Below are 25,736 nucleotides of genomic sequence, written 5' to 3' on the forward strand. Positions count from 1 at the left end.
AGCAACTATGGAAATCATACTCAAATACTTTCCCTCACTTAGTGAACAACAACAACAACAATTCACACAGCTCAAAACATTGTATGAAAAGTGGAATGCTCAAATAAACGTCATCTCACGCAAAGATATTGATGATTTTTATGAACGACACGTATTACATAGTTTGGCAATAGCTAAATGCATTCAATTCCGTGATGGTACTCAAATATTAGATGTAGGTACTGGTGGAGGCTTCCCTGGTATACCTTTAGCTATAATGTTTCCTAACTGCCAGTTTACATTAGTTGATTCTATTGGAAAAAAAATAAAAGTAGTACAAGAAGTAGTAAAAGCTTTAAAGCTCACCAATGTAACGGCTATGCAAATAAGAGCCGAAGAACTAAAAGATACTTACGACTTTGTAGTAAGTCGTGCTGTTACTCAAATGAAGGATTTTGTACCTTGGGTAAAAGGAAAGTTCAAGAAGACTTCTAAAAACGTTCTCTCTAATGGTATTCTTTATTTAAAAGGTGGCGAACTTACTGAGGAGTTAGCACCTTTTCCTAAGGCAGTACTGACTGACATCAGTAGTTATTACGATGAACCTTTCTTCGAGACTAAGAAAATAGTGTATTTACCTTTCTAAGCCCCTATTATAAAGATTGTAGGTCGTTTTTGTATATCAATTTTTACCTTTCTCCAAAGATGTATTGGGAGTGTTTTTATTTCTTCAGTAGGAAGTGTAATATCACAAGCTATACATAAAAGAGTATCAGCTTGTAAGTTATCCATAAGGTTACTAAACATTTGTTGGTTACGATAAGGAGTTTCTATAAATAGTTGAGACTGTCCTTCACTTGCTTTGCGTTCTAGGGCTTTCAGTATTTTCTTGCGTTCTTGTTTATCAATAGGTAAATAACCATTGAAAGCAAAATTTTGCCCATTGAGCCCGCTTGCCATCATTGCTAATAAAAGTGAAGAAGGACCTACTAAGGGGATAACTTTTAATCCTTTTTGATGAGCTATACGCACTATATCAGCACCAGGATCGGCAATGCCAGGACAACCAGCTTCCGAGATAATACCTATAGAATTTCCTTCCATACAAGGAGCGAAAAAGTTACTAAAATCACTATTACGCTGGTGCTTATCAATTACAGCAATTTGTAAATCAGCTTGTTTTTTATCTGGTACCATCAGTTTGATAAACTTTCTTGCTGATTTTTCATTTTCTACTACAAAATAAGTAAGTGAACACAGTATATTGCTCACTTGTGCTGGTAATACATCAAGAGCGCTATCTCCCAACAAATTGGGGATTAAGTATATATTTCCTTTTGTTTGTTCCATTTATCTGTTATAAAATTTGCTAAAAATTCCTTTCCAACGATATTGCCTTACCCATTTACCTTCTTCTGCAGAGAGTAAGTAAGGTTGTTTTTCTTGTTTTGCTTTGTAAAAACCTTTGCAATAATCTAAGAAGAGTTTGCCTCTACGTTTCTTTACAGCTAATTTTACTGCAGCAAGTAATGTAAGAAGTACACCATATCGCATACGATAAAATACGCTTCCTTGTAAATAACGGGCATTGCTTTTATAACCTGCTCCTGTAGGACGAAGATGTTTTACGTGAAGAGTTTCATCAGTTTGTACTATCCATCCGTGATAGCGTGCTAATAACTCATCAGCTGTATCCCACCCCATTGCCATTTTTAATCCTCCTATGGCTTCAAAACACGCTTTCCGATATGATTTTACAGCACCTCTCAAATGGTCTTTATTTGTGAGATTTTCAAGTACCCACAAGCCATTTTTCTCAATATAACAAAAGCCTCCAAACATTCCTAATTGAGGATTTTTGCTATATTGTAGATTTAGTATTTCAAGATAATCATCAGGAAAAATAAGGTCTGCATCAAATTTACAAATCACTTCTATATCTTCTTTTAGATAAGAAAGTCCATAGTTGAAAGTTTGTACAACTTTAGCTCCAGGTAAGTGTTCTCCTTTTTCACCACGTTGTATCAATTGTACTATAGGATACTTAGAAGCAATGTGATTTACTACCTCAGCAGTGCTATCAGTAGAACCATCATCTACTACTATAATTTGAGAAGGAAGATAAGTTTGATTGAGCAGAGAATGTAGAGTAGTACCAATGCTTTCTGCCTCATTATAAGCAGGGATAACAATTCCGATATTCATTTTACTTAGCACTATCGGTTTCTATAAGTCCGTCTTTTAATCGGATAATACGCTTGGCATACTGTGCTATATCTTCCTCGTGAGTAACCAAGATAACGGTATTTCCTTTTTGGTAAATTTCGTCAAAAAGGTTCATTATTTCATAAGAAGTTTTAGAGTCGAGATTTCCTGTAGGTTCATCTGCTAAAATAATAGAAGGGTGATTTACCAAAGCACGTGCGACAGCCACTCTTTGGCGTTGTCCTCCTGATAACTCATTAGGTTTGTGAAGCATACGATTATCTAAGCCTACTAATTTCAATACCTCTTTAGCACGCTCGTGTCGTTTTTCTTTCTTAACACCAGCGTATACCATTGGGAGAGCCACATTATCTAAAGCTGTAGTACGTGGCATCAAATTAAAAGTTTGAAATACGAAACCTATTTCTTTATTACGTATATCAGCTAACTCTGAATCACTCATCTTGCTCACATCTTTTCCGTTTAAGATATATTCACCAGAAGTGGGAGTATCTAAGCAGCCTAAGATATTCATTAAGGTAGATTTGCCTGATCCTGATGGTCCCATTAGAGCAACATACTCTCCTTTTTCTATGGAAAGATTGATACCTTTTAGTACGTGTAGTATTTCAGAACCTAATCTAAAATCGCGTTTGATATTTTTAATTTCTAGTAAACTCATCTTTTCCTTACTGAATTTTTTGATTTAAGAAATCTAACAACTTTTCAAAAGCTTTTCCACGGTGACTGATACAATTTTTTTCGTCTTGAGTGAGTTCAGCAAAAGTTTTATCAGAGTTTTCAGGAATAAATATAGGGTCATACCCAAAACCATTAGTTCCTATGGGAGTTGTACCTATATTTCCTTTTGCAATACCTTCAAAAGTATATACAACACCTTCTAAGCACAAGGCTATAACAGTTTTAAATTGAGCTTCTCGGTGAGAGATTCCCTCCATATTTCTCAAAAGCAATTGCATATTATCTGCATCGCTTTTGTGTTCACCTGCATAACGTGCTGAATATACCCCTGGAGCATTATTTAATGCTTGAACTTCTAAACCTGTATCATCAGCAAAAACATTACAATGATAGTGTTTTTGGATGTATTGTACTTTTAGTAAGGCATTGCCCTCAATGGTAGTAGCTGTTTCGGGAATATCTTCATCACAGCCGATATCATCCAAACTCAACAATTGAATGTTTGAAGGTAAAAGAGCTTGTATTTCCCTCAATTTATGCTGATTATGGGTAGCAAATACTAATTTCACAACTAAAACTATTCTTTTTCTTCTGTGTTTTCCCCAGCTGTTTCAACTAATTGTGCTTTTTGCAAATGTTTTAGCTCTCGAAGTTTATTTTCCCAAGTTTTAAGAGCCTCTTTTTGATTATTGATGTTCTTAATCACATCACGCACTAATGGATTCTTCTCATCGATATTACCAAAGAAAGCCAAGTTATTTTCTAATCGCAATACTTCCGACTTGAGTTCCTCAATACGACGTTTTACAAAGATTACCTCATTGTTGAGAGAATTCTCATTATCATCATTGATAAGTCGTTCTAATTTATTGTTGTATTTAATAATCTCAATTTCTTGTTTATCAAAATTGAGTTTTTTGTACAATGCATCAATTATTTTGTGGAATTTGATGTCAATAGTTCTCTTAGAATGATGAGTAGCTCCTAAAGCATTCCATTCATTCACAAAATTCTGTAAGGTTTCTATTTCCTTATCTCTATCAGTGCTTAATTGGTATTCTTTTAGTTTGTCTAAGAAGGCTTTCTTTTGTTCAAGAGCATTATTTTCCTTATTCTTAGAATGTTGGATTGCTTCTGCAAAATGAGAAAAATAAGTATCACAGGCCTTTTTGAACTCTTTCCAAATTTTTTCGGTGTTTCTAAGAGGTACACTTCCTATTTCTTTCCACTCTTTCTGAATGTTTTTCATCAATTCAGTAGTAGTTTCCCAGTCGGTGCTATTTTGGTTTGCTTTAGCTATTTCTACTAAGGCTAGTTTTTTGGTCAAATTTTCTTGTTGTTCTTTTTTAAGAACTTTGTAGAACTGGTTTTTCTTTTTGTTGAAGCTTCGCAAAGCTACATTGAAGTTTTTCCACACTTCATCAGCTTGTTGCAAAGGAACTTTTCCTACGTTTAAGAAGTTTTGTCTCAATTCTTCTACTTGTTTAGAAAGTTGCTTCCAAGCATTATGTGTAGTAGGTTCTTTTTCTCCTATTTTTTTAATACGATCGATAATGCTTTGTTTTTTCACAGCATTTTCCTCGTATATTTTATCTAAATTTTTGAGGTAATATTGACGTTTGTCATGTATTTTTTTTGTCAGTTCGCTAAAACGTTGCCATATACTCTCACGGTGTTCTTTATCTACAGGACCTATTTCTTCCTTCCAAATACGATGTAAGACTTGCAGTTCACGTGAGGCAAGTAGCGCATCTACATCATCTTGAGCGAGAGCTTCAGCTCGTTGAATGATTTTTAATTTTTCTTCCAAATTGCGTTTGAAGTCAATATCACGTAAATCTTTACTTAGGTGGATATAGTCATAGAAATTTTCTACATGGTGGTGGTAGGTATTCCACAAGTCTTCATAATCGGCATTAGAAACAGCACCTGCTTTGCGCCAGCGTTCTTGCAATTGCTGGAATTGTTTAAAAGTTGTGCCTATGTGTTCCTCTGTATTGATAAGGTTCTTTAGCTCTTCTATAATTTCTCGACGCTTAGCAAGATTTTCCTTATGAGTTTTTTCCATTTCCTTGTAGTACTGATTACGCTTTTCACGATAGTTATTGAAAGCTGTGTAGAACTCCTTATAGATAGGAATTTCATAAGAAAAGTTATGAGGTTCACCTCCATCGGCAATGAACTCTTCTCTTTTCTCTTCTACCAGTGCATCGTACTTTTTATCAAATTCATAGCGGATAGCATCCACTTGTTTTTTGATAGCTTGAGTTTTCTCGGTAAGGAGCAGTTCTTTCAACTCTTTAGTTAATTCACTAAGAGACATTGCCTCATAATTCACTAATGAAGCTTCTTCTAAACGATTGTCCTCTATGGCTAATGTGTTTTTTTCCTCTGACATATCTAAGATTTAAATACAACTATTGTTTAAAAACGCTACTAAATTACAACAATATTTTGATATACGTACTTTTTTTTGAAAATATTTTCACTTTTATTCTCTATAATAAACATAAGTAGTTTATTATCAGTATTTATTAAGGGAGATTTCTTTAAGACTTTCTATGAGAAAATCTACTTCTTCTATTGTATTAAAAGCTGAAAATGAGAAGCGCAACGAAGGATATTGTAGTGCTTCTTTTGGCATAAAAGCCGATAATACATGTGAAACTTGTACGCTACCGCTTTGGCAAGCACTTCCTTTTGAGCAGGCAATACCTTTTAGATCTAACTGAAAAAGCAAAGTGTTATCTTGCTGTTGTAATGCAGGAAAGCCTACGTTCACTATAGCATAACTACTTTCCTTTAAACTCTCTGATGTTCCATTGAATACTATCTCAGGAAAATGATGTTTGAGTTGATGTATAAAATATTGTTTCAAGTTTTTGAGTTTTTCAGTATTCTTGTCTAAATTTTTATAGCACAAGTTAAAAGCTACTTCCATACCCACTATGTTATGTACAGCTTCTGTACCTGCACGCAAACCTTTTTCTTGTTCTCCTCCAGTAATGATGCTATGTAAAGCTATACCTTTTCTAATAAAAGCAAATCCTACTCCTTTAGGTCCGTGAAACTTATGAGCTGAAGCTGTGATAAAATCTACAGGAATCTCTTGTAAGTTAATAGAATAATGTCCTACAGATTGTACTGTATCAGAATGAAAATACGCTCCTTTTTCTTTGCAAAGTGTAGCTACTTCCTTCAAAGGCAAAATGTTTCCTATCTCATTATTTAGATGCATCAAACTTACTAATACCTTTTTTTCAGTATATTGCTCAAGTAAGTTCTTTAAATGTTGAAGATCTATATCTCCTCTTTCCGTGAGATTCACATAAACTATTTGTATAGGATATTTCTTAGCTAATACTTCCAATGTATGTAGTACAGCGTGATGTTCTATAAGTGAAGAAATAACTACTTGTACGCCTAAATCACGTACGCAACTGTGGAGAATAAAATTATCAGCTTCAGTACCCCCTGAAGTAAAAATAATTTCAGAGGGTAAAGCATTTAGTTCTTTTGCTATTTGCTTGCGACTGTATTCAATAAGTGATTTTGCACCACGCCCCAAGGCGTGAGTAGATGATGGATTACCATAAATATTATTCAATACTTCTGTTATTTTTTCTACAACCTCAGGATAAAGGGGAGTAGTAGCCGCATTATCAAAATAGACTTTCATAGTTTTTGAAGGAGAAATTGTTATGCTTTGTTGGCAGCAGTGTTATTATTCCTATTGTTATTATTTTTGCGATAATTTTTATTGCGGTTATTGTTATTTTTATTTCCTAATCCTTTTTTCTGTTTAGAGAGGAAAAGTCCTACTATAAGAGCTAATATAGCTACTATAAAAGCACACCAGCAAGCTTCATTACATATAAAAGAAGAGTTAAATAATGGAGCTATTAACAAGCCTGCAAATACGTATTTAGAAACGTCTAACAAAAAATCTGAAATTCTTTTTTTCATTCTTTATTTTTAATAATTTTCGGCAAAGATACAACTTTTTATCAAAATGGAAATAATAGCGGTAAAACAAACACCATTACAATCCCCATAATAATTTGTAATGGTAAGCCTACTTTTACATAATCGGAAAATGTATAACGTCCTGCTGACATTACTAAAGCATTGGGTGGAGTAGAAAATGGTGAAGCAAAACACATACTCGCTCCAACAGCTACTGCAAACATAAATGCTTGAGGTTGTAAACCTAACGATAAAGCTGTTTTCATAGCAATAGGTGCTAAAAGTACTGCTGTGGCTGTATTACTAATAAACATCGTCATTAGTGAAGTGGTGAAATATACCCCTGCTAATAGTATATATGGACTTTTATCACCTAAACTTCCTACTAATGCATTAGAAACTAAAGCAGATACTCCTGTTTTTTCTAAGGCTAATGCCATTGGCAACATACCAGCAATAAGCACAATACTCTCCCAATTAATCGTTTTGTAAGCTGCTTCTATATTGCGTAAAGCACCTGAAATAACCATTAGAAGAGAGGCTATGAGTACAGCTGTTATAGGAGCTATAGGAATAAAATCGAACATCATTGCTACTACCATTGCTACCATTATTAGCGCTGCTATAGGAGCTTTATGAGTGAGGGTTACTTTCGATGCCTCGGCAAGAGGTTGACCTAATACTACTAACTGACTTCTTTCGGCATCTAACTTGGCTATATGATCCCAAGTTCCTTGTACCAATAATATATCACCTGCGTGCATCTTTTCGTCTTTCAAGTTCTGCAAAATATAGGTATCCTTACGTTGAATACCTAAGATATTAAGTCCATAGTGCTCACGCAGTTTGCTATCACTAATACGAGTATTTACTAATTTAGAAGCGGGCATTATCAACACTTCAGCTATTCCTATATCATGGAAGTGTAATTCATTAGGTAAGCGTTGTTCAGGATGGTGTGTATCAAGGAAGTTCAAGTGATTTTCAACATTCATTTGTTTAATTGACTCAAAATCACCTCGTAAATAAAGAATATCTCCTTCATAAATTACAGTATCAGCATTTACAATCTCCTGATTGCCTGTTTTAAAGAAAGGATTATTAGAAGTAGGTTTGCGCCTAATTTCTAATACTGAAATATGATAACGTTGTGAAAGATTAATTTCTTTAAGTGTCTTACCTTTGAATAAAGTATTTTCGTTTACTAATACGCGATATAAGTTCTTAGATAATTGATATTCACCTACTAAATCACTCAGCGATTTTCCTCCTTTTCCTTTATCACTTCCTCCTTCTCCTTTTTTAGTTAAAAAGATTTTAGTAATAGGTATCAATACTAACATCCCTACTAATAAACATACCAATCCTATAGGGGTGAATGAGAAAAAAGTGAGTTTGTCATAGCCATTTTTCACTAATTCTCCATCGATTACTAAGTTAGGAGGTGTACCGATGAGCGTCATCATACCGCCCATACTACTTGCAAAAGCCATAGGCATCAGCAACCTACTACTATTGATATTACCACTCATTGCCATACTCACAACAATAGGCATCATCAAGGCTACTGTGCCTGTATTGCTTACAAAAGCTCCAATAAAAGCTGTAACAAGCATCACCAGAACAAGGAGTTTCACCTCACTATCACCTGCTAAACGCAAGATTTTACTACTCATCATCTTTGCTAATCCCGTTTGGAAGATAGCACCTCCTACTACAAAAAGTCCTATCATCATCACCACTACCTTATCCGAAAAACCTGACAAGGCTTGTTCGGGTGTAAGAATACCAAAAAGTACTAAAAGCACTAAGGCACACATTGCTACCAAATCGGAACGGACTTTACCGCTCATAAAAAACAAGGCTGATATAAAGAGAATGATGAGTGTTGTGTACATAACAAATTAAATGATTAATTCGACAAATCTACACTATAATTACTTGGTTCAAAAGTTACTGAAACGTGTTCTTGTAAGGAAGTAGATAATGAAATACCTTTAAAATCAGCTTTTATAGGATAATCTTTATGATTGCGATTCACTAACACTGCTGTTGTAATTCGTTTTAAAGGTACTTCTAAGAAGTGTTTCACTCCATAGATAAGTGTACGCCCTGAATTGAGCACATCATCTACCACTATCACTGCTTTATCAGTATATTGTTCAGCAGGAATAGAAATCGTAGTACCTATCAATGGATTCTTTTTATCCATTATAATTTGGCATAAAACCACTTTTAAAGGTGAAATACCTGCCAATGCTACTGCAAGTTTCTCTGCAAATACATATCCATTGCCATTGATACCTGCTAACACGATTTCCTCTTCATTAAGATGTGTTTCATAAATTTGATAAGCAATGCGCCTTATCTTGTGTTCAATATCGGCGTGATTTAATATTTGTGTCATATACATATAATTTATTAAACGCGACAAAGTTACAAACTATTTCCATAAAAAGCAAGATTTTTTATCTGAACTTCTATCATTTATCATTTATTTTGTACATTTGCCTCACCAATTATTTATCATTATGTTTATAACAGAACGTCTTCTAGCTTTAGCTGATATTCCTTATCGCGATTTTACTGCTAAACTTATCCCTACCATTAATAAAGAACGTATCATTGGAGTACGAACCCCAGCAATGCGCTCTTTAGCTAAAGAATTACTGAAACAACAACCTAAGGAGGCTATGGCTTTCTTGGAAAAATTGCCTCATTATTACTACGAAGAAAATAATCTGCACGCCTTTATCATAGCTCAATTGAAAGATTTTGAAAAGGTAATACGATACACTACACAATTTTTACCATACATCGACAATTGGGCTACTTGCGATACTTTTGCCCCTAAAATTTTCTTGAAATACCCTGAAGAAGTGTTGAGTTATGTTCTAAAATGGCTCAAAAGTAATGAAACTTATACAGTGCGTTATGCTATTGGGGTATTACTCTCTAATTACTTAGATAAGCATTTTAAAATAACTCATTTAGATTGGATAGCTGCCATACGTTCAGAAGAATATTACATCAATATGATGATAGCGTGGTATTTCGCTACAGCTTTAGCTAAACAATACAAGGCTACAATCCCTTATATAGAAGCTAAAACACTTACGCCTTTTGTACAAAACAAAACCATACAAAAGGCGAGAGAAAGTTTGCGTATTTCAGCTGAAACAAAAGAATACTTACTTCAATTTAAATTGACAAATTGAAAATTATTCAAACATACTAAACACACAACCTCCATATTTTTTAGAGGTTACAAAGTGAGGTAAATTTGAAAGGTCAGTACGAGAAGAATGTTCTATAATGAGAGTGCCATTTTCATTAAGAAAATCTCTTTCAAAAATAAGCTCGGCAATCTCAGTAAATTTTTCTATAGGAAGTTCATAAGGAGGGTCAGCAAAGATTACATCAAAACGCTGTACAGTGCGTTTGAGGTATTCATACACATCAGCTTTGAGCACCGTGATAGGATAGTCAAGCTCACGTGCTGTTTTGTTAATAAAATGCACGCAACCACTATGACTATCCACTGCAATAAGTGAAGGACACCCCCTGCTAGCAAATTCATAACTGATATTTCCTGTACCCGCAAAAAGATCAAGTACCGAAAGTTCATCAAAATAGTAATAGTTGTTAAGAATATTGAACAAAGCCTCCTTGGCAAAATCGGTTGTAGGTCGAACAGGGAGTTTGGCTGGTGCTATTAATTGTTTACCTTTATTTTTTCCTGAAATGATGCGCATTTTTCATTAATTATATCTGGCGACAAAAGTACTAAAAAATACGAATACATACAAATTGCTTGTGCATTCAATAAAAAGTTGTACTTTTACGCCCTCAAAACTATCACTATATGATTGCTTTAAATTTTATATGGAATTCTAATGAAATTCTCGCTACTATAGACTTACCTTTTGTACATGCTTTTTCTCTTCGTTATTACAGTTTGATGTTTATCGTCGCTTTTAGTTTGGGGTGGTATCTCACCAAAAAAATATATCTCAATGAAGGTAAAACTGTACAACAGCTTGATACTTTATTTGTCTATACAGCAGTTGCTACCTTAGTAGGTGCACGTTTAGGTGATTGTTTCTTCTACAATTGGGATTATTTCAAAGACCATTTGCTAGAGATCTTTTTACCTATCAAAGAAAAGGCAGGAGGAGGCTGGGAACTTACTGGATTTTCAGGTTTAGCAAGTCACGGAGCTGCCGTAGGGATTATTATCGCTATGATACTATATGTACGTAAATATAAAGATATCAGTCTATCATGGATATTAGACCGTGTAGTAATTCCTATTACTATTGGAGGAATGTTTGTACGTTTTGGGAATTTTTTCAATTCTGAAATCAATGGTAAAGAAGTAAGTGACACTTTTCCTTTAGGGGTGAAATTTGTACAAGGGGGAGCTATCTCTCCACGCCAAGCAATGGAAATCACTCAACAATCTGACCCACAATCGGCTTACCAACTCATTGCTCACGACCCACGTTTCTCCGAAATATTAGCCTCCATTCCTTACCAACACCCTGCACAATTATACGAAGCCTTTGGTTATTTCTGTCTGTTTTGGGTATTGTGGTACGTGTATTGGAAAACTGACAAGAAGAATAAACCTTACTTTATTTTCGGTCTTTTCTTAATAGCTTTGTGGAGCATCCGTTTTGCGGTAGAATTTGTAAAAGAAAGTCAAGGAGGATTTGAAAGTTCTTTAGGTTTATTTTCTACAGGTCAATGGCTGAGTATTCCATTTATCATAGCAGGCTTTTATTTACTATTTAGAAAAACACAAAAAGTATAATTATATTCAAAAACAAAAATGCAATTTTTTAGAAAACACTTTGTAACAGTAGCTTTAGCATTAGTTGCCTTAGCTGCAATCGCTCTCATTTTGCCTCGTTTTTTTGGCAGTAATAAAACTGAACAAATCGTAGAGATTACTCCTGATGACATTCAGTTTACTAAAGATGGAGAGCTTTCTATTTTCAAAAATGATTCTCTTATCCAAACCATTGATGTAGAGTTTGCAAAAAATGAAATGGAACGTTCCTTAGGATTGATGTATCGTTCTTCAATGGATGAACATCAAGGAATGTGGTTTATATTCCCTGAAGAAGCTCCACGCTCTTTTTATATGAGAAATACTGAAATTTCTTTGGATATCATCTATTTAGACAAAGATAAGAAGGTAGTAAGTATTGCTAAAAACGCTCGCCCATACGATGAAACCTCTTTACCTTCAGAAAAACCAGCGATGTATGTACTCGAAATTAATGGAGGTTTAGCTGATAAATGGGGAATTGATAAAGGTGATAGGGTAGAAGTAAAATAAACCTTTGCGATGGAAGAAAAAGTAATATTAGTAGACGAACAAGACAACCCTATAGGCTTGATGGAGAAGCTTGAAGCACATCAAAAAGCACTATTGCATAGGGCTTTCTCTGTATTTATACTTAACGATAAAGGGGAGATTATGCTGCAACAAAGAGCTGCTAATAAGTACCATTCACCTAATTTGTGGACAAACACTTGTTGCAGTCATCCACGTGAAGGAGAGACTACTATTGAAGCTGGTAAACGCCGATTACAAGAAGAAATGGGATTTGTTACAGAGCTTAGTGAAGTGTTAAGTTTTATTTACAAAGCCCCTTTTGACAATGGGCTTACTGAACACGAACTCGACCATATTCTTATAGGTTATTACAATAATTCACCTATTATTAACCTTGATGAAGTATCTAGTTGGCGTTGGGAATCTCCCAAAAACATCAAAGCTGATATTACAAAATATCCTCATCAATATACTGAATGGTTTAAAATTATTTTTGATAAATTCTACAATCAGATTAGTCAATAAAAAAGGGGATGAATTAATCATCCCTTTTTTAATAGCTCTATTGCGTGGTTTCGTGCTGAAACTCCACTATTTTTACCTTCTAACATTTCTGATAGTTCAGTAATACGTTCTTCTTCAGTGAGTAATTTCAAATGTGTAGTAGTCTTACCATTCTTATCTTCTTTAAATACTTTAAAATGATAATTCCCTTTAGCAGCTATTTGCGGCAAGTGAGTAATTGCAAATACTTGTCGGTTTTTACTCATTGTTTTCATTATATCACCCATTTTCTGAGAAATTTCTCCAGACACTCCTGTATCTATTTCATCAAACATTATAGTAGGCAAGGCAGTATGCTCTGCCATTATAGCTTTTACTGCTAACATTATACGTGAGAGTTCTCCTCCTGAAGCTACTTTTTTCAAAGTACCAAAATCTCCACCTTTATTAGCTGAAAAAAGGAATGATAACTCATCATTGCCATTAGTAAAGAAACTATCAGTAGTTTTGAGCTCTATAGCAAATTTACCATTTGGCATACCAAGTTCGCGCATAAAGTGTGTGAGTTTCTTATCTAAAGCAGGAATTACCTTTTCACGTGCATTGTGAATCTCGGTAGCTTTTTCTAAAGTAGCAACCCTTTGGGCTTCTACTGCTTTTTGTTGCTGATTGAGATCTATATCTACACTTTCAGTTTTAGATACTGCTTCTTCTAATTCCTTCTGAATTTTAATGAGTTCAGTAATTGTTGTTACTTTGTGTTTCTTTTGGAGTGCGTATATTTTGTTGAGTTGAGCCGATATTTCTTCTAAACTCTCAGGATCAGTTTCTATATTTTCGTCTATATAGGCTATTTCACTGTTCAAATCTTCGAGTTCTAAAAATGCAGATTCTATACGTTCATAGAGCTCTCTGTATTGCTGCTTGTATTCTGTAAGATTAGAAAATGCACGCTTGAGTTCACGTAAGTTATTGAGTATCCCTACTTCCTCATCATTGAGCAACTGTATACTTTCTGTTACACTTTCTTTTATATCTTCTATATTTGAAGCTTCTTGATAACTCTCTTCTAATTCCTCCAGAATGCCTTCTTCTAATGTGACTGATTTAAATTCTTTTAGTTGGTGCAAATTATAATCATATTCCTTAGTTGCATTTTTTTGAAATTCGATAAGTTCTTGTAATTTTTTCTGTTCCTTCTTCAATAATTGATGAAGCTGTGAATATGCTATAAGAAGTGATTGGTCGTCAGCCATAGCATCAATAATTTCAAACTGAAAAGAAGTATCACTCAAGGCTAAAGTTTGATGTTGAGAGTGAATATCTACTAAAAGTTCTCCTAAACGAGAAAGTACTTCTAAAGTAGCAGGGACATCATTTATGAAAGCCCTTGATTTACCTGAAGGGAGTATCTCTCTACGGATAATTGTTTGTGGATCGTAGTCAAGATCTAATTCGTTAAACAACGATTGAAAACTATATTTTTGTAGTGAAAATTCTGCTTCTATTACACATTTTTCTTCTTTATTACGAAGAGAAGCCATATCGGCACGTTTTCCTAAAATAAGAGAGAGAGCATCAAGCATAATTGATTTTCCCGAACCTGTTTCACCAGTAATTATAATAAAACCTTCAGGAAAATCTACTTTCAAGTCATCTATAAGAGCATAGTTTTTTATAGAAAGTGATGTGAGCATAGTCGTTATTTAATTTCTCCCCATTTACTGTTTTGAGTTGGGGCTAATTTTTGTAAGGTTTCTTTTAGTTTTTTAGTATCTACCATTGCCCCTCCTGCAAAAATAGCTGTAATCTCATCAGTTTTTGCATTGAAAAAGAGCGTCATTGCATAAGAATTAAGGCGAAGACTTGGTATTCTATCTAATAACAAGATAGCATTCTGGATTGTTTCTTTAGCTTGTTTTTCATTAGAACTCATTTGGTCTAAGCCTAAGCGATGGTACTGATATAGTGCTTTATGATAATCATCATAATTCTCAGAAATGAGTTCGTTTATAAGTGAAAAACGATTATTTCTACCATTGTCTGTCCATCCTTCATAACCGCTATTTTGTCCTAAATTAGCAATTTGTTTGGCTTTCGTAAAATAGGAATGACCTCCTTTTTCTGAAAAAGTATCACTATCAAAGCCTAACAACAAATAGGCATAGTATGCAACTACTGAAGTAAGATTAGACTCAAAAGAACTTTCATTAAATGAAAGTGGTGCAAATTCTTGATATTCAAAAGATACTTCTTTATCTTGCAAGTTAAAAATAGGTGATTGATAAGCACTATTATACACAGGTCGAGACGATTGTACCAAAAGAGTAGCCTCATAACGTGTATTTTCAAACTTAGTAATCACCAATGTAAAACTACAACGCAAGCGTTCATTTTCACGTACTTTTATATCTGTCCATCGCGTTTGATTGATAAACTCTTGCAATGACTTTTCTAAAGTTTTGAATACTGAACGATTGCTCAAATTCACTTGCTGAGTATTTACTGTCACTATAGCATTAAGCTCTTGTGAATGAGCAAAAACACAACTGAATAATCCGAAAAAGAATAGTATTTTTTTCATCAATTTGTTTTTAATAAGGAATTTCTTCCGTGATTTCAAGTCCGTAGCCTGACATACCTACATAATTTGAAGCATTTTTAGAATTGCTGAGTAAGCGTAATTTGCGAATACCTAAATCATTGAGTATTTGAGCTCCCATACCTATATCTTTAGTGTCTTTATCTATTTGAGGTAGCGGATTCCCTTTTTGATTTTCTTTCATTTGAGCAATATGTTGTAATAGGTTTTTAGAATACCCTTCTTTATTGATTACAATTACAGCACCTTTGCCTTCCTCGTTTATTTTCTTAAAGATACGTTCTAATGGATTATCTTTATCACCAGCTAAGACTTCTAAAATGTCATTGCTAATAAACGAAGCGTGTACACGAGTGAGAACAGCTTCATCGTTTTTCCAAGTACCTTTTGTAAATGCCAAATGGATTTGTTTGTTAGTAGTTTGCTCATAAGCACGTAAGCGAAATTCTCCATAAGGAGTTTGTAATAAGAAGTCTTCTTTTTTTACCACTAAAGTATCCTTACGCATACGATAGGCAATGAGATCTTCTATAGATATAATTTTAAGGTTAAAATTTTTAGCTACTTCTACCAATTGAGGCAAGCGAGCCATCGTACCATCTTCATTTAGTATTTCTACTAAAATACCTGCAGGATAAAGTCCTGCTATACGTGTGAGGTCTATAGCAGCTTCAGTGTGTCCTGAACGGCGTAACACACCTCCTTGTTTAGCACGGAGTGGAAATATATGTCCAGGGCGTCCTAAATCAAATGGTTTAGTTTCAGGATTTACTAGTGCTTGGATAGTTTTAGCCCTATCGAAAGCCGAAATACCTGTAGTACAGCCATTTCCTTTTAAATCTACTGATACAGTGAACTGAGTTTCGTGTAGTACAGTATTGTTCTGCACCATCATCGGTAGGTCTAATTCTGCACATCTTTTTTCAGTAAGTGGTGCACATACTAATCCGCGACCGTGAGTAATCATAAAGTTAATCATTTCTGGAGTTACTTTCTCAGCGGCTGCTATAAAGTCTCCTTCATTTTCACGGTTTTCATCATCTACTACAATGATTACTTTTCCTTTTTTTATATCCTCTACAGCTTCTTCTATGCTGTTTAGTTTAAAATTATTCATTTTTTTTATATAATATATAACTTTAAAAGTTGATAGTGATATGTTTGATTTTAGCGCCCTCTTCTATATCATCCTTAGAGATATTATCAGTAAGACTGAAAGCAGTTTTGATTGCAGTTTTATCGAATGTAAAATAGAAATTTTGACCTTTAGGAGTAACAAGCACACTACTGATAGAGGGTTGTATTTCTAAATCAGAATATTTATCCTTCACATCTTTAAAAGTACTCTCTAACGATATACCTTTTTCGGTAATATACAAAGGAGAGAGTACTAATACACTCTCTATCACTTCTACGCCTTTTTCATTGGTAGTAGGAGTGATTTCAAGAAGTTCTTTTCCTTCTTTACTAAAGATTGTAATGCGCTCAGAACTTGCATAACGCAACTCTCCTTCCACATTAGAATTTACAATTGAATCTTTAGCAAAAATAGAATCTAATTTTTGTATAGGTGTATTTTTTTGAAGTACCCCTATACTGTTATTGGTAATCAGAAAATTATTTTTGTTGTTGTTACAAGCGATAAGCCCGATCAAGGCTATAGTGGTGATGATAAACTTTTTCATTATTTCTTAATAATTTTATTCAATATTCCTAATACACCTCGTATAAAAGTAGCACTAGTTACCATTTTTATTAATGGATTTTGTCCTGAGCGTTTTGCTGGAGCTTTAGCATTGTTGTTAGATGATGTTTTTTCTACTTTTTCTGCCCTATCAGCCTCTTCTTTCGCTGCTTTTTGCTTTTGTTCTTCCTCATTAACTTCTTCAATTTTTTTATTGAGTAACTCATAAGCACTTTCACGATCGATAACTTCGTTGTATTTACGTACTAATTCAGAGTTATTTACAAGGTTTTCTATTTCAGTATCGGTAAGTATATCCATTCTACTCATAGGAGCACGCATCATTGTGGCTACCAAAGGTGTAGGGATTCCTTTTTCGTTTAATGCCGTCACTAAAGCCTCTCCCGTACCAAGTGTTGTAAGAGTTTCTGTAGTGTCGTAAAATTCTGATGAAGGATAATTTTCAGCGATTAGCTTAATAGCTTTACGATCTTTAGCTGTGAATGCACGAAGTGAGTGTTGCACTTTCATACCTAACTGTGAGAGCACTGCATCAGGTATATCTGTTGGATTTTGAGTACAAAATATCAATCCTACGCCCTTAGAACGTATGAGTTTTACAATATTTTCTAATTGGTTTAGGAGAGTTTTTGAGGCTTCGTTGAAGATAAGATGTGCTTCATCTATAAAGATAACCAATTTTGGTTTCTCCATATCACCTACTTCTGGGAAAGTAGTGTATATTTCAGCCAACAGACTCAACATAAAGGTAGAGAACATCTTAGGACGATCTTGTATATCAGTAAGTCTAATGATATTCACATAGCCTTCACCTTGGCTATTTGTACGCAACAAATCTTGGGGCTCAAAACTACGTTCTCCAAAGAAGAGCTCTGCACCTTGATGTTCTAACTCTACTAATTTACGTAGGATTGCACTAGTAGAGGTTTTAGAGATAGAACCATATTCTTTTTCAAAACTCGTTTTACCCTCTTCAGTAGCATATTGAAGAATTTTTTTAAGATCTTTAAGATCTAGAAGAGGTAATGCGTGATCATCACAATATTTGAAAACAACCGCAAGAACGCCCTCTTGTATATCACTTAGATCCAAAATGCGCGAGAGCAATACAGCTCCAAATTCTGAAATGGTAGCACGCATACGCACTCCTTTCTGGTTTGAAATGGTGAGTAATTCAGTAGGAAATGCTTGTGGTTGAAAGTCTAATCCTATTTTACCTAATCGCTCTAAAATAAAAGGTTTTACTTCACCCGATGCTGCAATTCCACTGAGATCACCTTTCAGGTCCATTAAAAGTACTGGAACGCCTTTTTTAGAAAGATTTTCAGCAATTACTTGTAATGTTTTAGTTTTTCCTGTACCTGTAGCTCCTGCAATAAGCCCGTGGCGGTTTAAAGTTTTTAAAGGTAGTTTTACTAAAGCATTTTCAATAGGTTGCCCTTCATATACTGCTCCACCTAAAGTGATAGCATCGCCTTTAAAAGTATAGCCGTTGGTAATGGTTTCTTTGAAAGATTCTATATTAGTCATTTCGTTTAGTTATCTAAAGTGTTTCAAGCGACAAAGATACATACTTTTATCGAAATATACAAATTTCTCTTATTTTACTCTTGATACTGTAATGCCGTCACGAATAGGCAATAACACTGTCTCTACCCGTGAATCATCTTTTAACTTCTGATTATATATCATTAGTGCTTGAGTATGCTTATCGTTGTGTTTTACTTCTTCTATGACCTTACCACTCCACAACACATTATCCGAAAGAATGATGCCTCCTCGGTTCATTTTTTCGATAACCAAATCAAAATAAAGACTGTAGTTTTGCTTATCAGCATCAATAAAAACAAGGTCGAAAGTAGTGTTGAGAGTAGGAATAATATCGGCAGCTTTACCGAGATGTTGTACTATTTGACTTCCATAGCCACTACAGTCAAAAAATTCACGTTGCAAATCGATGAGTTCTTCTTTGATATCAATAGTATGTAATACCCCATTTGCTGATAATCCTTCTGCCAAGCAAAGAGTGGCATAGCCTGTATAAGTACCTATTTCCAAAATAACTTTAGGCTGTACTAACTTAGATAACAAACTGAGAAAACGCCCTTGTAAATGCCCACTAATCATTCGCGGTTGAAGTACAGTAAGGTGTGTACGTTTACTGAGCTCTTGCAATAAAATAGGCTCATTATCAGTATGTTCATTGGCATAATTTTCTAAATCTTCTGATAAAAAGTGCATTAGCGAAATATTTTTTAGGGCAAAGATAGTAATAATATTAGAAAATATTGTAATTTTGGGCGCAAATTCACAACAATATGAAAGCACTTATTATCATTGATGTACAAAATGACTTTATGCCTACAGGATCTTTACCTGTGAAAGAGGGAGATCAAATTATACCTTTTATCAATGCAGAAATGCAGAAAGGTTATGACCTTGTAGTTGCTACTCAGGATTGGCACCCTGCTACCCATAAAAGTTTTGCAAGTCAGCATAAGGGTAAAAAGCCTTTTGATGTAGTTCAGTTAAATGGTATAGAACAAATATTGTGGCCAGATCATTGTGTGCAAGGGACTTTTGGTGCTCAACTACATAAAGACCTTGACATAAGACCTATTTCAGCCATTTTTAGAAAAGGAATGAACCCCGAAATAGATAGTTACAGTGCTTTTTTCGACAATAACAAACTTAATAATACAGGGTTGCACGGCTTTTTGCAGGACAAAGGTATTACAGAACTCGTATTTTGTGGTTTAGCAGGTGATTTTTGTGTGGCTTATAGTGCCAATGATGCTAAAGCCTTGGGCTACAAAGTAAGTTTGTTTGACAAAGGAATAAGATCTATTAATTAAGAAATGGTTCAAATAATTTCATATCAGAGAGAAGGTGCAACTGTAAAAGAAGGAATGCAAGTTTCTGTTTTTGATTTTGACTCTGATGAAAATAATAATCCAGATAATCTATTAGCTGATGGTATTGTAGTTTTGAATGAAACAGGAACATATACCAATACGAAATGGCTTATGAAAGTACTTCCTAATGAAAAATATAGGAAATACTATTGGGTATCAGATACTAAAAAGTAAAAAATAAATTGTATAAAATGAAATATATCACCTACATACTATCAGCCTTACTCCTCGCAAGTTGCGAAACTCCTTTTTTTTCATCACCTGAGAAATATGAAACTCCTTTTGAAAATAAAGATGGTTTAAAAAGCTCTTCGTATGAGGAAGTGATTGATTATTACAAACAACTTTCGCAAGACTTTGCTTCTATATCTTTCAAAACAATGGGACAAACTGACAATGGTGTACCCTTACATTTGGTGATATACAGCCCTGATGCTGAATTTAACTTCAATAAATACCACAAAGAACGAACTATTATCTTCATCAACAATGCAGTTCACGGCAATGAACCTGACGGTGTGGACGCTACGATGTTGCTTTTCCGTAATTTAGCCCAGAATGAAATCAAACTTTCTGGGAATGTTATGGTAGTAACCATTCCTGCCTATAATATAGGAGGAATGCAAGAAAACAGGAAAGAGAGTGCTGCTCATTATAATTTAGACAACGATTTTGTAAAAGCTGATGTAGAAAATACTTTATCTTTCGCTAAAATCTTTCAAGAAGTACAACCCGATATTTTTATAGACAACCAAGTAAGCCGAAAAGAAGAGTATCAATACACTCTTAGCTACTCATTTTCTAACAAACAAAAGTTAGGAGCTTTCTTAGGAGGGTATATTGAAAATGTATTGACACCACGCCTTGCTGATACCCTCTTAAATAGAAGCGATATTTTCAAAAAAGATACGCTCCACAAACCTTTTCGACGTTTAATTGTTGATGAAACTATCGGTAGAGCAAACAATGCTATTGGCTATGCTTCACTTTGGAATTGTATAGGTGTTCGCTTGAATACTCACATATTTCAATCATATAAACAACGCGTAGAAGCTAACTATGAAACTATGAAAACTATTATAGAAGTTGCCGACGCTGATAATCAGTACATTAAACAACTAAAAATAAAACAAGCTCAGACTGATGCTAAAGAAGTATCGCCTGAATACTACATAATCCCCAAAGCGTGGCAACAAGTAATTGCACGACTCAACGCTCACAATATAGAAATGAAAGAGCTCACAAAAGATACTTTGATGAATGTAAATTATTATCAAATAGAAGACTTTAAGACTATAACACATCCATTTGAAGGGCATTATTTACATTATGACACCCAAGTGAGTAATCATAAAGAAAAAATGCAGTTTTACAAAGGTGATTATGTGGTACCTACTTCACAATTTGCCAAACGATATTTGTTAGAAACCTTGGAACCTACTGCTACTGATTCTTTCTTCAACTGGAACTTTTTTGATAGTATTTTTGGAGAAGGAGTACAAGAAGAAAATAAAATTATTTATCCAATTTACCGAAAAGAGTAATGTGTATTATGAAGAACATAATTAATTATTTTATCTTCTTATGTTGTATCTTACTAATTTCTTCTTGCAAACAAAAATCTAAAGAAGAAACCTCAGAAAAGGAACTGTCTACCTCTATTTCTGATACCATTTCTTAAAAAGAACAACTTTCCTGTGAAGAATGGCTTACAAAAGTGATGCGCTCTTCAAATTTTATTCCTTTAGCTGAAGTATCTATTGCTGATTGTTATCTCTATATAGATGAAGCAGAGTTAGATAACATTACTATGTGCGTATACCTTCCTACTGATGGAGATAGCAAGACAATGCCTGTAGGTTGGTTACAATTGAATGTTACTGAGAAGAAACTTTATGATATATTTTCAGATCCCGATAACCCTAAAGAGTTAAAGTTTAACACTTCTTTATTAGACCAATACGATTTTGAAACATTTTGTGGAGTATCATCTCAAATAGAAGAAAAAGTTAATGAAAAACGCAAAAATTGTAAAGATATAGCTAACCATCATAATTTCACTTTTACTACTATATGCGAATACCCTAATATTACAAACTTTACTGCCTTATATGATTCTCTTAGAGCAGTTGAAAAAGATCAGAATTTATTAAAGAAATTACCAAAAAAAGATACATTATTCACTAAAAATAAATCTATAGAAATTAAATATCGATTGTATAAAGATAGTATAACAGTGAATATGCTCTGGATTGAATCAGCAGGAAGTATTGATTACAAGATTTATAAAGAAGGAAATAAAGGAGTTACTCTAACAATTAACGCTCCAGATTAATAAAATACAACCTTTAAAATATCTGACTTATATGAAACAATTATTATTTATTTTATGTATTTTACCTGCTCTTACTGTAGCACAAAACTTAAGCGTAATGACTTACAACATTCGCTATGACAACAGCTACGATGGTGTAAACTCTTGGACAGAAGGCAATAGAAAAGAAAAGGTATTTACTATTATCAATGATGCAAATCCTGATATCTTTGGGGTACAAGAAGCCTTAGCTCATCAGCTTAAATTCTTAGAAGAGCGTTTTCCTAGCTATCAGCGTGAAGGTGTGGGACGTGATGATGGTAAAGAAGCTGGTGAACACTCAGCTATCTTCTTCAAAAAAAATCGTTTTGTCTTACTTGATAAAGGTAACTTTTGGCTCTCTCAAACACCTGATGTCCCTTCCTTAGGTTGGGATGCTATTTGCTGTAATCGCATCTGTTCTTGGGTGAAACTCAAAGACAAGAAAACAATCTTTTGGGTATTCAATCTTCATTTTGACCACGAAGGCAAAGTAGCTCAAATACAAAGTGCTGACTTGGTTTTACGAAAAATCAAAGAAATTGCAAAAAATGGAAAAGTCATTTTAATGGGTGATTTCAATCTTCCTACTGAACACCCTGCTGTTCAAAAAATAGCATCTCAATTGTACGATACTCAGTTATCACCTACTAATAAAACTCCTAATATGGGTACTTTCAATGCTTTTAAAACTGATGAACCTTTGAAAGGACATATAGATTTTATCTTTGTCCAAAAATCTATCAAAGTAAAACAATACAAAATTATAGAAACCCGCATCGATAGTCTCTATCCCTCTGACCACTTACCTGTATGGGTACAATTACAACTAAAATAAAATAACAAAACGATATGAAACAGTATTTATCCGACCGTATCAACGCTATGGAAGTTTCAGCTACCTTAGGAATGGCAGCTAAAACACGAGAACTCAAAGCTGAAGGCAAGGATATCATTGGTCTTAGTTTAGGAGAACCCGATTTTGATATTCCTGATTTTATAAAAGAAGCCGCTATTGAGGCTATACAGCAAAATTATAGCAAATACACACCTATTGACGGGTATTTAGAGCTGAGAGAGGCAATTTGTGAGAAGTTCAAACGAGACAACAACCTCAATTACAAACCTTCACAAATTGTAGTTTCTACAGGCGCTAAACAATGTCTAGCTAATGTAGCTTTGGCGATGCTCAACCCTGGTGATGAGGTAATTTTTCCTGCACCTTATTGGGTGAGTTATAAAGAAATAGCTAAAATGGCAGGAGGTGTTCCAATAGAAGTTCACACAACCATTGAGAATAACTTCAAGATAACTCCTGCTCAGTTAGAAGCGGCTATTACTTCTAAAACTAAAATGGTATGGTTCAATACCCCTTGTAACCCCAGTGGTTCTATCTACAGCAAAGCCGAATTAGAAGCCCTTGCTGTAGTACTTAGGAAATATCCTCATATTTTCATCCTTTCTGACGAAATTTATGAATACATCAACTTTACCAATGAGAGAGTAACTAGTGTTGCTGAAATCGATAGTCTTTATGAACGTACTATTACTGTAAATGGAATGTCTAAAGCATTTGCAATGACAGGTTGGCGTATAGGTTATATGGGAGCCCCCGAATGGATTTCCAAAGCTTGTGCTAAAGTACAAGGACAAGTAACGAGTGGTACTAATGCCATAGCACAACGAGCTTCTATTGCGGCTTTAAAAGCTCCTAAGAGCAAAATACAATATATGGTAGATGAGTTCAAACGTAGGAGAGACTTAGTATTACAACTTTTAAATGAGATTGAAGGCTTTAAACTCAACATTCCTGAAGGAGCTTTTTATGTGTTTCCAGATATATCATCTTTCTTTGGTAAAACCTTGAGAGGTCGCGTTATAAACAATGCTACTGATTTTTCTTTATATCTATTAGAAGAGGCAATGGTAGCTACTGTTACAGGAGAAGCTTTTGGAGATGCTAATTGCATTCGTTTTTCGTATGCAGCTTCTGAGAAAGATTTGAGAGAAGCTATCCGTCGTATCAAAGAAAGTTTACAATAATTTTGTTTGGCAATTCAATGAAAAGTATTACTTTTGCGCCGTTTCTTAAAAATAAGAACATTTATTCTTTTAAATTCTTACATCAATGGCTATATCAGAGAGTAGAACTATTAAATACTTAAAATCTTTTTATCTAAGAGATTACCTTACTATATTTGTAGGATTAGTATCTTATGCTGTGGGTATTACAGGCTTTATAATGCCTAATGGAATAGTAACAGGAGGTTTAGCAGGTATCTGCCTTATCTTAAATTACAAATTAGGGTTAGATTTTGCTATTACCTATTGGACAATTAATATCTCCCTATTGTTAATAGGTTTTAAAGCAGTGAGCAAACAGTTCACTTACCGAACTTTTATCTCCATATCTATTTTATCAGGATTGATTTGGGCAGGAAAAGAGTATTTAATGCCTTACTTTTTGGAACACCCTCCTTTGAGTGGTGATTTTCTTTCTGTAATTATGGGAGGTTTACTCTGTGGCACGGGTTTAGGTTTAGTATATTCGGCTAATGGAAGTACTGGTGGTACCGATATTATAGGATTTATACTCACTAAATATTGGAATATGAGTATTGCACGTATTCTCTTGGTAGTGGATGTGTGTATTGTATTATCCTCTTTCTTCATTTTAGAACATCAAGACAATTCAATTGAAAAAACTGTTTATGGGCTCATCCTTCTTCCATTGATGTGGCAAATGGTTGAGATTGTTATCAATGGGGCAAGACAATCAGTACAGTTATTTATATTTTCAAAACACTACGATGAAATTGCAAACCATATCAATAGTGAACTAAAGCGTGGTTGTACTATTATCGATGGTATTGGTTGGTACTCTAAATCTTCACAGAAAATAGTGATTGTAATTGCTCGCAGAACAGAAGCTACTTCTATTTTCCGCTTAGTACGTACTATAGACCCTTCAGCGTTTGTAACCAAAACAAATGTTATGGGAGTTTATGGTAATGGCTTTGATAAATTGAAATAATTTTTCCTATTTTCAAGAAAAGTAGTATATTTGCCCACTGAAAAAACAATAACAAATGATTCAGAGAATACAAACAGTTTATATGCTGATAGTTGCAATAGTAGCAGGTCTTCCCGTTCTTTTTGGGTTAGATTGGATCAGAACGATAGTCTTTGCTCTTTCAGCTGTATTAGCTATCTATAGCATATTTAAATATAAGAAAAGAAGTGTTCAGCAGTGGCTCAACTGGCTGAATATACTTATAAATTTTACTTTACTAGGAATATTTGTATATCGAATGCTAAACTCACCTGGAGAAAGCTTTATTTCTGAGAAAGGTGTTGGGGTTTTCGCACCCGTGCTTTCTATCGTTTTTTTGTTTATGGCCAACAAGGCTATCAGACGGGACGAGAAGCTCGTAAAATCTGCAGACCGATTGCGATAG

Annotated in this window: 29 protein-coding genes; 13 read left to right on the forward strand and 16 right to left on the reverse strand. The window is 34.3% G+C overall.

Annotated elements, in window-relative coordinates; genetic code table 11:
* Positions 1-7: 7 nt before the first annotated feature.
* Positions 8-625, forward strand: a complete 618-nt coding sequence (rsmG, locus tag DR017_RS00290; RefSeq protein ID WP_002679078.1) for a 16S rRNA (guanine(527)-N(7))-methyltransferase RsmG — start codon at positions 8-10, stop codon at positions 623-625.
* Here the strand turns inward: rsmG and DR017_RS00295 are convergent.
* The 9 genes from DR017_RS00295 to DR017_RS00335 form a co-directional block, all read right to left on the reverse strand.
* Positions 622-1,329, reverse strand: coding sequence for an SAM-dependent methyltransferase (locus DR017_RS00295; RefSeq protein WP_002678936.1), 708 nt, complete (start codon positions 1,327-1,329; stop codon positions 622-624). The genes rsmG and DR017_RS00295 overlap by 4 nt on opposite strands.
* Positions 1,330-2,184, reverse strand: a complete 855-nt coding sequence (locus DR017_RS00300) for a glycosyltransferase family 2 protein (protein ID WP_040361106.1) — start codon at positions 2,182-2,184, stop codon at positions 1,330-1,332.
* Position 2,185: 1 nt separating this feature from the next.
* Positions 2,186-2,866 (reverse strand): ABC transporter ATP-binding protein, encoded by a 681-nt coding sequence (locus tag DR017_RS00305; RefSeq protein ID WP_002679010.1) that lies wholly within the window; start codon positions 2,864-2,866, stop codon positions 2,186-2,188.
* 7 nt (positions 2,867-2,873) lie between these two features.
* A complete protein-coding gene (locus DR017_RS00310) occupies positions 2,874-3,455 on the reverse strand; it encodes a non-canonical purine NTP diphosphatase (RefSeq protein WP_002678927.1) in 582 nt (193 codons plus the stop codon).
* Positions 3,456-3,463: 8 nt separating this feature from the next.
* Positions 3,464-5,284, reverse strand: a complete 1,821-nt coding sequence (locus DR017_RS00315) for a DUF349 domain-containing protein (protein WP_002679002.1) — start codon at positions 5,282-5,284, stop codon at positions 3,464-3,466.
* A gap of 126 nt (positions 5,285-5,410) precedes the next feature.
* Positions 5,411-6,565: a cysteine desulfurase family protein gene (locus tag DR017_RS00320; protein ID WP_002679094.1), complete on the reverse strand. Its 1,155-nt coding sequence runs from the start codon at positions 6,563-6,565 to the stop codon at positions 5,411-5,413.
* A 20-nt stretch (positions 6,566-6,585) separates the two neighbouring features.
* Positions 6,586-6,852, reverse strand: coding sequence for a DUF6722 family protein (locus tag DR017_RS00325; RefSeq protein ID WP_002678945.1), 267 nt, complete (start codon positions 6,850-6,852; stop codon positions 6,586-6,588).
* A 41-nt stretch (positions 6,853-6,893) separates the two neighbouring features.
* Entirely contained in the window at positions 6,894-8,750 is a 1,857-nt protein-coding gene (locus DR017_RS00330) for an SLC13 family permease (protein ID WP_002679035.1), read from the reverse strand.
* Between the two features lie 14 nt (positions 8,751-8,764).
* Positions 8,765-9,259, reverse strand: a complete 495-nt coding sequence (locus DR017_RS00335; protein ID WP_040361110.1) for a phosphoribosyltransferase family protein — start codon at positions 9,257-9,259, stop codon at positions 8,765-8,767.
* Positions 9,260-9,383: 124 nt separating this feature from the next.
* Between DR017_RS00335 and DR017_RS00340 the strand changes: the two genes are divergently transcribed.
* Positions 9,384-10,070: a DNA alkylation repair protein gene (locus DR017_RS00340; RefSeq protein WP_002679061.1), complete on the forward strand. Its 687-nt coding sequence runs from the start codon at positions 9,384-9,386 to the stop codon at positions 10,068-10,070.
* A gap of 3 nt (positions 10,071-10,073) precedes the next feature.
* Here the strand turns inward: DR017_RS00340 and DR017_RS00345 are convergent, their stop codons facing one another.
* Positions 10,074-10,607, reverse strand: a complete 534-nt coding sequence (locus DR017_RS00345; RefSeq protein ID WP_002678939.1) for an RsmD family RNA methyltransferase — start codon at positions 10,605-10,607, stop codon at positions 10,074-10,076.
* A gap of 110 nt (positions 10,608-10,717) precedes the next feature.
* Here DR017_RS00345 and lgt point away from each other — a divergent pair, with 110 nt between their 5' ends.
* Genes lgt through idi form a run of 3 tightly spaced genes read left to right on the forward strand, consistent with a single transcriptional unit; the run spans position 10,718 to position 12,724 of the window.
* A complete protein-coding gene (gene lgt, locus DR017_RS00350) occupies positions 10,718-11,668 on the forward strand; it encodes a prolipoprotein diacylglyceryl transferase (RefSeq protein ID WP_002679042.1) in 951 nt (316 codons plus the stop codon).
* 18 nt (positions 11,669-11,686) lie between these two features.
* Positions 11,687-12,199 (forward strand): DUF192 domain-containing protein, encoded by a 513-nt coding sequence (locus DR017_RS00355; protein ID WP_002679015.1) that lies wholly within the window; start codon positions 11,687-11,689, stop codon positions 12,197-12,199.
* Positions 12,200-12,208: 9 nt separating this feature from the next.
* Positions 12,209-12,724 (forward strand): isopentenyl-diphosphate Delta-isomerase, encoded by a 516-nt coding sequence (gene idi / locus DR017_RS00360; protein WP_002679064.1) that lies wholly within the window; start codon positions 12,209-12,211, stop codon positions 12,722-12,724.
* A gap of 17 nt (positions 12,725-12,741) precedes the next feature.
* Here the strand turns inward: idi and recN are convergent, their stop codons facing one another.
* The 6 genes from recN to DR017_RS00390 all read right to left on the reverse strand — a co-directional run bounded on the left by recN (position 12,742) and on the right by DR017_RS00390 (position 19,251).
* Positions 12,742-14,400 carry a DNA repair protein RecN gene (gene recN / locus DR017_RS00365; RefSeq protein ID WP_002679048.1) on the reverse strand — a complete coding sequence of 553 codons (1,659 nt, stop codon included), beginning with the start codon at positions 14,398-14,400 and terminating at the stop codon, positions 12,742-12,744.
* A 5-nt stretch (positions 14,401-14,405) separates the two neighbouring features.
* The gene (gene porD, locus DR017_RS00370) at positions 14,406-15,287 is read right to left on the reverse strand and encodes a type IX secretion system protein PorD (protein WP_002679074.1); all 882 of its coding nucleotides are present in this window, start codon (positions 15,285-15,287) and stop codon (positions 14,406-14,408) included.
* A gap of 10 nt (positions 15,288-15,297) precedes the next feature.
* On the reverse strand, positions 15,298-16,422 hold the full coding sequence (gene ribB / locus DR017_RS00375; protein ID WP_002679055.1) for a 3,4-dihydroxy-2-butanone-4-phosphate synthase: 1,125 nt from the start codon (positions 16,420-16,422) through the stop codon (positions 15,298-15,300).
* Positions 16,423-16,444: 22 nt separating this feature from the next.
* Positions 16,445-16,990, reverse strand: a complete 546-nt coding sequence (locus DR017_RS00380) for a hypothetical protein (protein WP_002678979.1) — start codon at positions 16,988-16,990, stop codon at positions 16,445-16,447.
* Entirely contained in the window at positions 16,990-18,540 is a 1,551-nt protein-coding gene (locus DR017_RS00385) for a helicase HerA-like domain-containing protein (protein ID WP_002679101.1), read from the reverse strand. Before DR017_RS00385 ends, DR017_RS00380 begins: the two co-directional genes overlap by 1 nt.
* A gap of 69 nt (positions 18,541-18,609) precedes the next feature.
* Entirely contained in the window at positions 18,610-19,251 is a 642-nt protein-coding gene (locus tag DR017_RS00390) for an O-methyltransferase (RefSeq protein WP_002679146.1), read from the reverse strand.
* Positions 19,252-19,328: 77 nt separating this feature from the next.
* Here DR017_RS00390 and pncA point away from each other — a divergent pair, with 77 nt between their 5' ends.
* The 8 genes from pncA to DR017_RS00430 all read left to right on the forward strand — a co-directional run bounded on the left by pncA (position 19,329) and on the right by DR017_RS00430 (position 25,736).
* Positions 19,329-19,865, forward strand: a complete 537-nt coding sequence (gene pncA / locus DR017_RS00395; protein WP_002679080.1) for a bifunctional nicotinamidase/pyrazinamidase — start codon at positions 19,329-19,331, stop codon at positions 19,863-19,865.
* Positions 19,866-19,868: 3 nt separating this feature from the next.
* Positions 19,869-20,099, forward strand: a complete 231-nt coding sequence (locus tag DR017_RS00400; protein ID WP_081450861.1) for a hypothetical protein — start codon at positions 19,869-19,871, stop codon at positions 20,097-20,099.
* 17 nt (positions 20,100-20,116) lie between these two features.
* Positions 20,117-21,469: a M14 family metallopeptidase gene (locus DR017_RS00405; RefSeq protein WP_040361115.1), complete on the forward strand. Its 1,353-nt coding sequence runs from the start codon at positions 20,117-20,119 to the stop codon at positions 21,467-21,469.
* Between the two features lie 176 nt (positions 21,470-21,645).
* A complete protein-coding gene (locus DR017_RS00410; RefSeq protein ID WP_002679089.1) occupies positions 21,646-22,260 on the forward strand; it encodes a hypothetical protein in 615 nt (204 codons plus the stop codon).
* 31 nt (positions 22,261-22,291) lie between these two features.
* Entirely contained in the window at positions 22,292-23,116 is an 825-nt protein-coding gene (locus DR017_RS00415) for an endonuclease/exonuclease/phosphatase family protein (RefSeq protein ID WP_002678970.1), read from the forward strand.
* Between the two features lie 14 nt (positions 23,117-23,130).
* Positions 23,131-24,321 carry a pyridoxal phosphate-dependent aminotransferase gene (locus tag DR017_RS00420; protein WP_002679182.1) on the forward strand — a complete coding sequence of 397 codons (1,191 nt, stop codon included), beginning with the start codon at positions 23,131-23,133 and terminating at the stop codon, positions 24,319-24,321.
* 85 nt (positions 24,322-24,406) lie between these two features.
* The gene (locus DR017_RS00425; RefSeq protein WP_002679038.1) at positions 24,407-25,312 is read left to right on the forward strand and encodes a YitT family protein; all 906 of its coding nucleotides are present in this window, start codon (positions 24,407-24,409) and stop codon (positions 25,310-25,312) included.
* Between the two features lie 55 nt (positions 25,313-25,367).
* Complete coding sequence (locus DR017_RS00430; protein ID WP_040361118.1) at positions 25,368-25,736, forward strand: DUF4293 domain-containing protein; 369 nt, start codon at positions 25,368-25,370, stop codon at positions 25,734-25,736.

This window comes from Capnocytophaga sputigena (assembly GCF_900446695.1).
GTDB classification, from domain to species: domain Bacteria; phylum Bacteroidota; class Bacteroidia; order Flavobacteriales; family Flavobacteriaceae; genus Capnocytophaga; species Capnocytophaga sputigena.

Excerpts from the sequence above, each read along its gene's own strand:
- rsmG (WP_002679078.1), top strand. The coding sequence starts at position 8 with ATGGAAATCATACTCAAATACTTTCCCTCACTTAGTGAACAACAACAA.
- DR017_RS00295 (WP_002678936.1), bottom strand. The coding sequence starts at position 1,329 with ATGGAACAAACAAAAGGAAATATATACTTAATCCCCAATTTGTTGGGA.
- DR017_RS00300 (WP_040361106.1), bottom strand. The coding sequence starts at position 2,184 with ATGAATATCGGAATTGTTATCCCTGCTTATAATGAGGCAGAAAGCATT.
- DR017_RS00305 (WP_002679010.1), bottom strand. The coding sequence starts at position 2,866 with ATGAGTTTACTAGAAATTAAAAATATCAAACGCGATTTTAGATTAGGT.
- DR017_RS00315 (WP_002679002.1), bottom strand. The coding sequence starts at position 5,284 with ATGTCAGAGGAAAAAAACACATTAGCCATAGAGGACAATCGTTTAGAA.
- DR017_RS00320 (WP_002679094.1), bottom strand. The coding sequence starts at position 6,565 with ATGAAAGTCTATTTTGATAATGCGGCTACTACTCCCCTTTATCCTGAG.
- DR017_RS00325 (WP_002678945.1), bottom strand. The coding sequence starts at position 6,852 with ATGAAAAAAAGAATTTCAGATTTTTTGTTAGACGTTTCTAAATACGTA.
- DR017_RS00330 (WP_002679035.1), bottom strand. The coding sequence starts at position 8,750 with ATGTACACAACACTCATCATTCTCTTTATATCAGCCTTGTTTTTTATG.
- DR017_RS00335 (WP_040361110.1), bottom strand. The coding sequence starts at position 9,259 with ATGACACAAATATTAAATCACGCCGATATTGAACACAAGATAAGGCGC.
- DR017_RS00340 (WP_002679061.1), top strand. The coding sequence starts at position 9,384 with ATGTTTATAACAGAACGTCTTCTAGCTTTAGCTGATATTCCTTATCGC.
- DR017_RS00345 (WP_002678939.1), bottom strand. The coding sequence starts at position 10,607 with ATGCGCATCATTTCAGGAAAAAATAAAGGTAAACAATTAATAGCACCA.
- lgt (WP_002679042.1), top strand. The coding sequence starts at position 10,718 with ATGATTGCTTTAAATTTTATATGGAATTCTAATGAAATTCTCGCTACT.
- DR017_RS00355 (WP_002679015.1), top strand. The coding sequence starts at position 11,687 with ATGCAATTTTTTAGAAAACACTTTGTAACAGTAGCTTTAGCATTAGTT.
- idi (WP_002679064.1), top strand. The coding sequence starts at position 12,209 with ATGGAAGAAAAAGTAATATTAGTAGACGAACAAGACAACCCTATAGGC.
- recN (WP_002679048.1), bottom strand. The coding sequence starts at position 14,400 with ATGCTCACATCACTTTCTATAAAAAACTATGCTCTTATAGATGACTTG.
- porD (WP_002679074.1), bottom strand. The coding sequence starts at position 15,287 with ATGAAAAAAATACTATTCTTTTTCGGATTATTCAGTTGTGTTTTTGCT.
- ribB (WP_002679055.1), bottom strand. The coding sequence starts at position 16,422 with ATGAATAATTTTAAACTAAACAGCATAGAAGAAGCTGTAGAGGATATA.
- DR017_RS00380 (WP_002678979.1), bottom strand. The coding sequence starts at position 16,990 with ATGAAAAAGTTTATCATCACCACTATAGCCTTGATCGGGCTTATCGCT.
- DR017_RS00385 (WP_002679101.1), bottom strand. The coding sequence starts at position 18,540 with ATGACTAATATAGAATCTTTCAAAGAAACCATTACCAACGGCTATACT.
- DR017_RS00390 (WP_002679146.1), bottom strand. The coding sequence starts at position 19,251 with ATGCACTTTTTATCAGAAGATTTAGAAAATTATGCCAATGAACATACT.
- pncA (WP_002679080.1), top strand. The coding sequence starts at position 19,329 with ATGAAAGCACTTATTATCATTGATGTACAAAATGACTTTATGCCTACA.
- DR017_RS00400 (WP_081450861.1), top strand. The coding sequence starts at position 19,869 with ATGGTTCAAATAATTTCATATCAGAGAGAAGGTGCAACTGTAAAAGAA.
- DR017_RS00405 (WP_040361115.1), top strand. The coding sequence starts at position 20,117 with ATGAAATATATCACCTACATACTATCAGCCTTACTCCTCGCAAGTTGC.
- DR017_RS00410 (WP_002679089.1), top strand. The coding sequence starts at position 21,646 with ATGCGCTCTTCAAATTTTATTCCTTTAGCTGAAGTATCTATTGCTGAT.
- DR017_RS00415 (WP_002678970.1), top strand. The coding sequence starts at position 22,292 with ATGAAACAATTATTATTTATTTTATGTATTTTACCTGCTCTTACTGTA.
- DR017_RS00420 (WP_002679182.1), top strand. The coding sequence starts at position 23,131 with ATGAAACAGTATTTATCCGACCGTATCAACGCTATGGAAGTTTCAGCT.
- DR017_RS00425 (WP_002679038.1), top strand. The coding sequence starts at position 24,407 with ATGGCTATATCAGAGAGTAGAACTATTAAATACTTAAAATCTTTTTAT.
- DR017_RS00430 (WP_040361118.1), top strand. The coding sequence starts at position 25,368 with ATGATTCAGAGAATACAAACAGTTTATATGCTGATAGTTGCAATAGTA.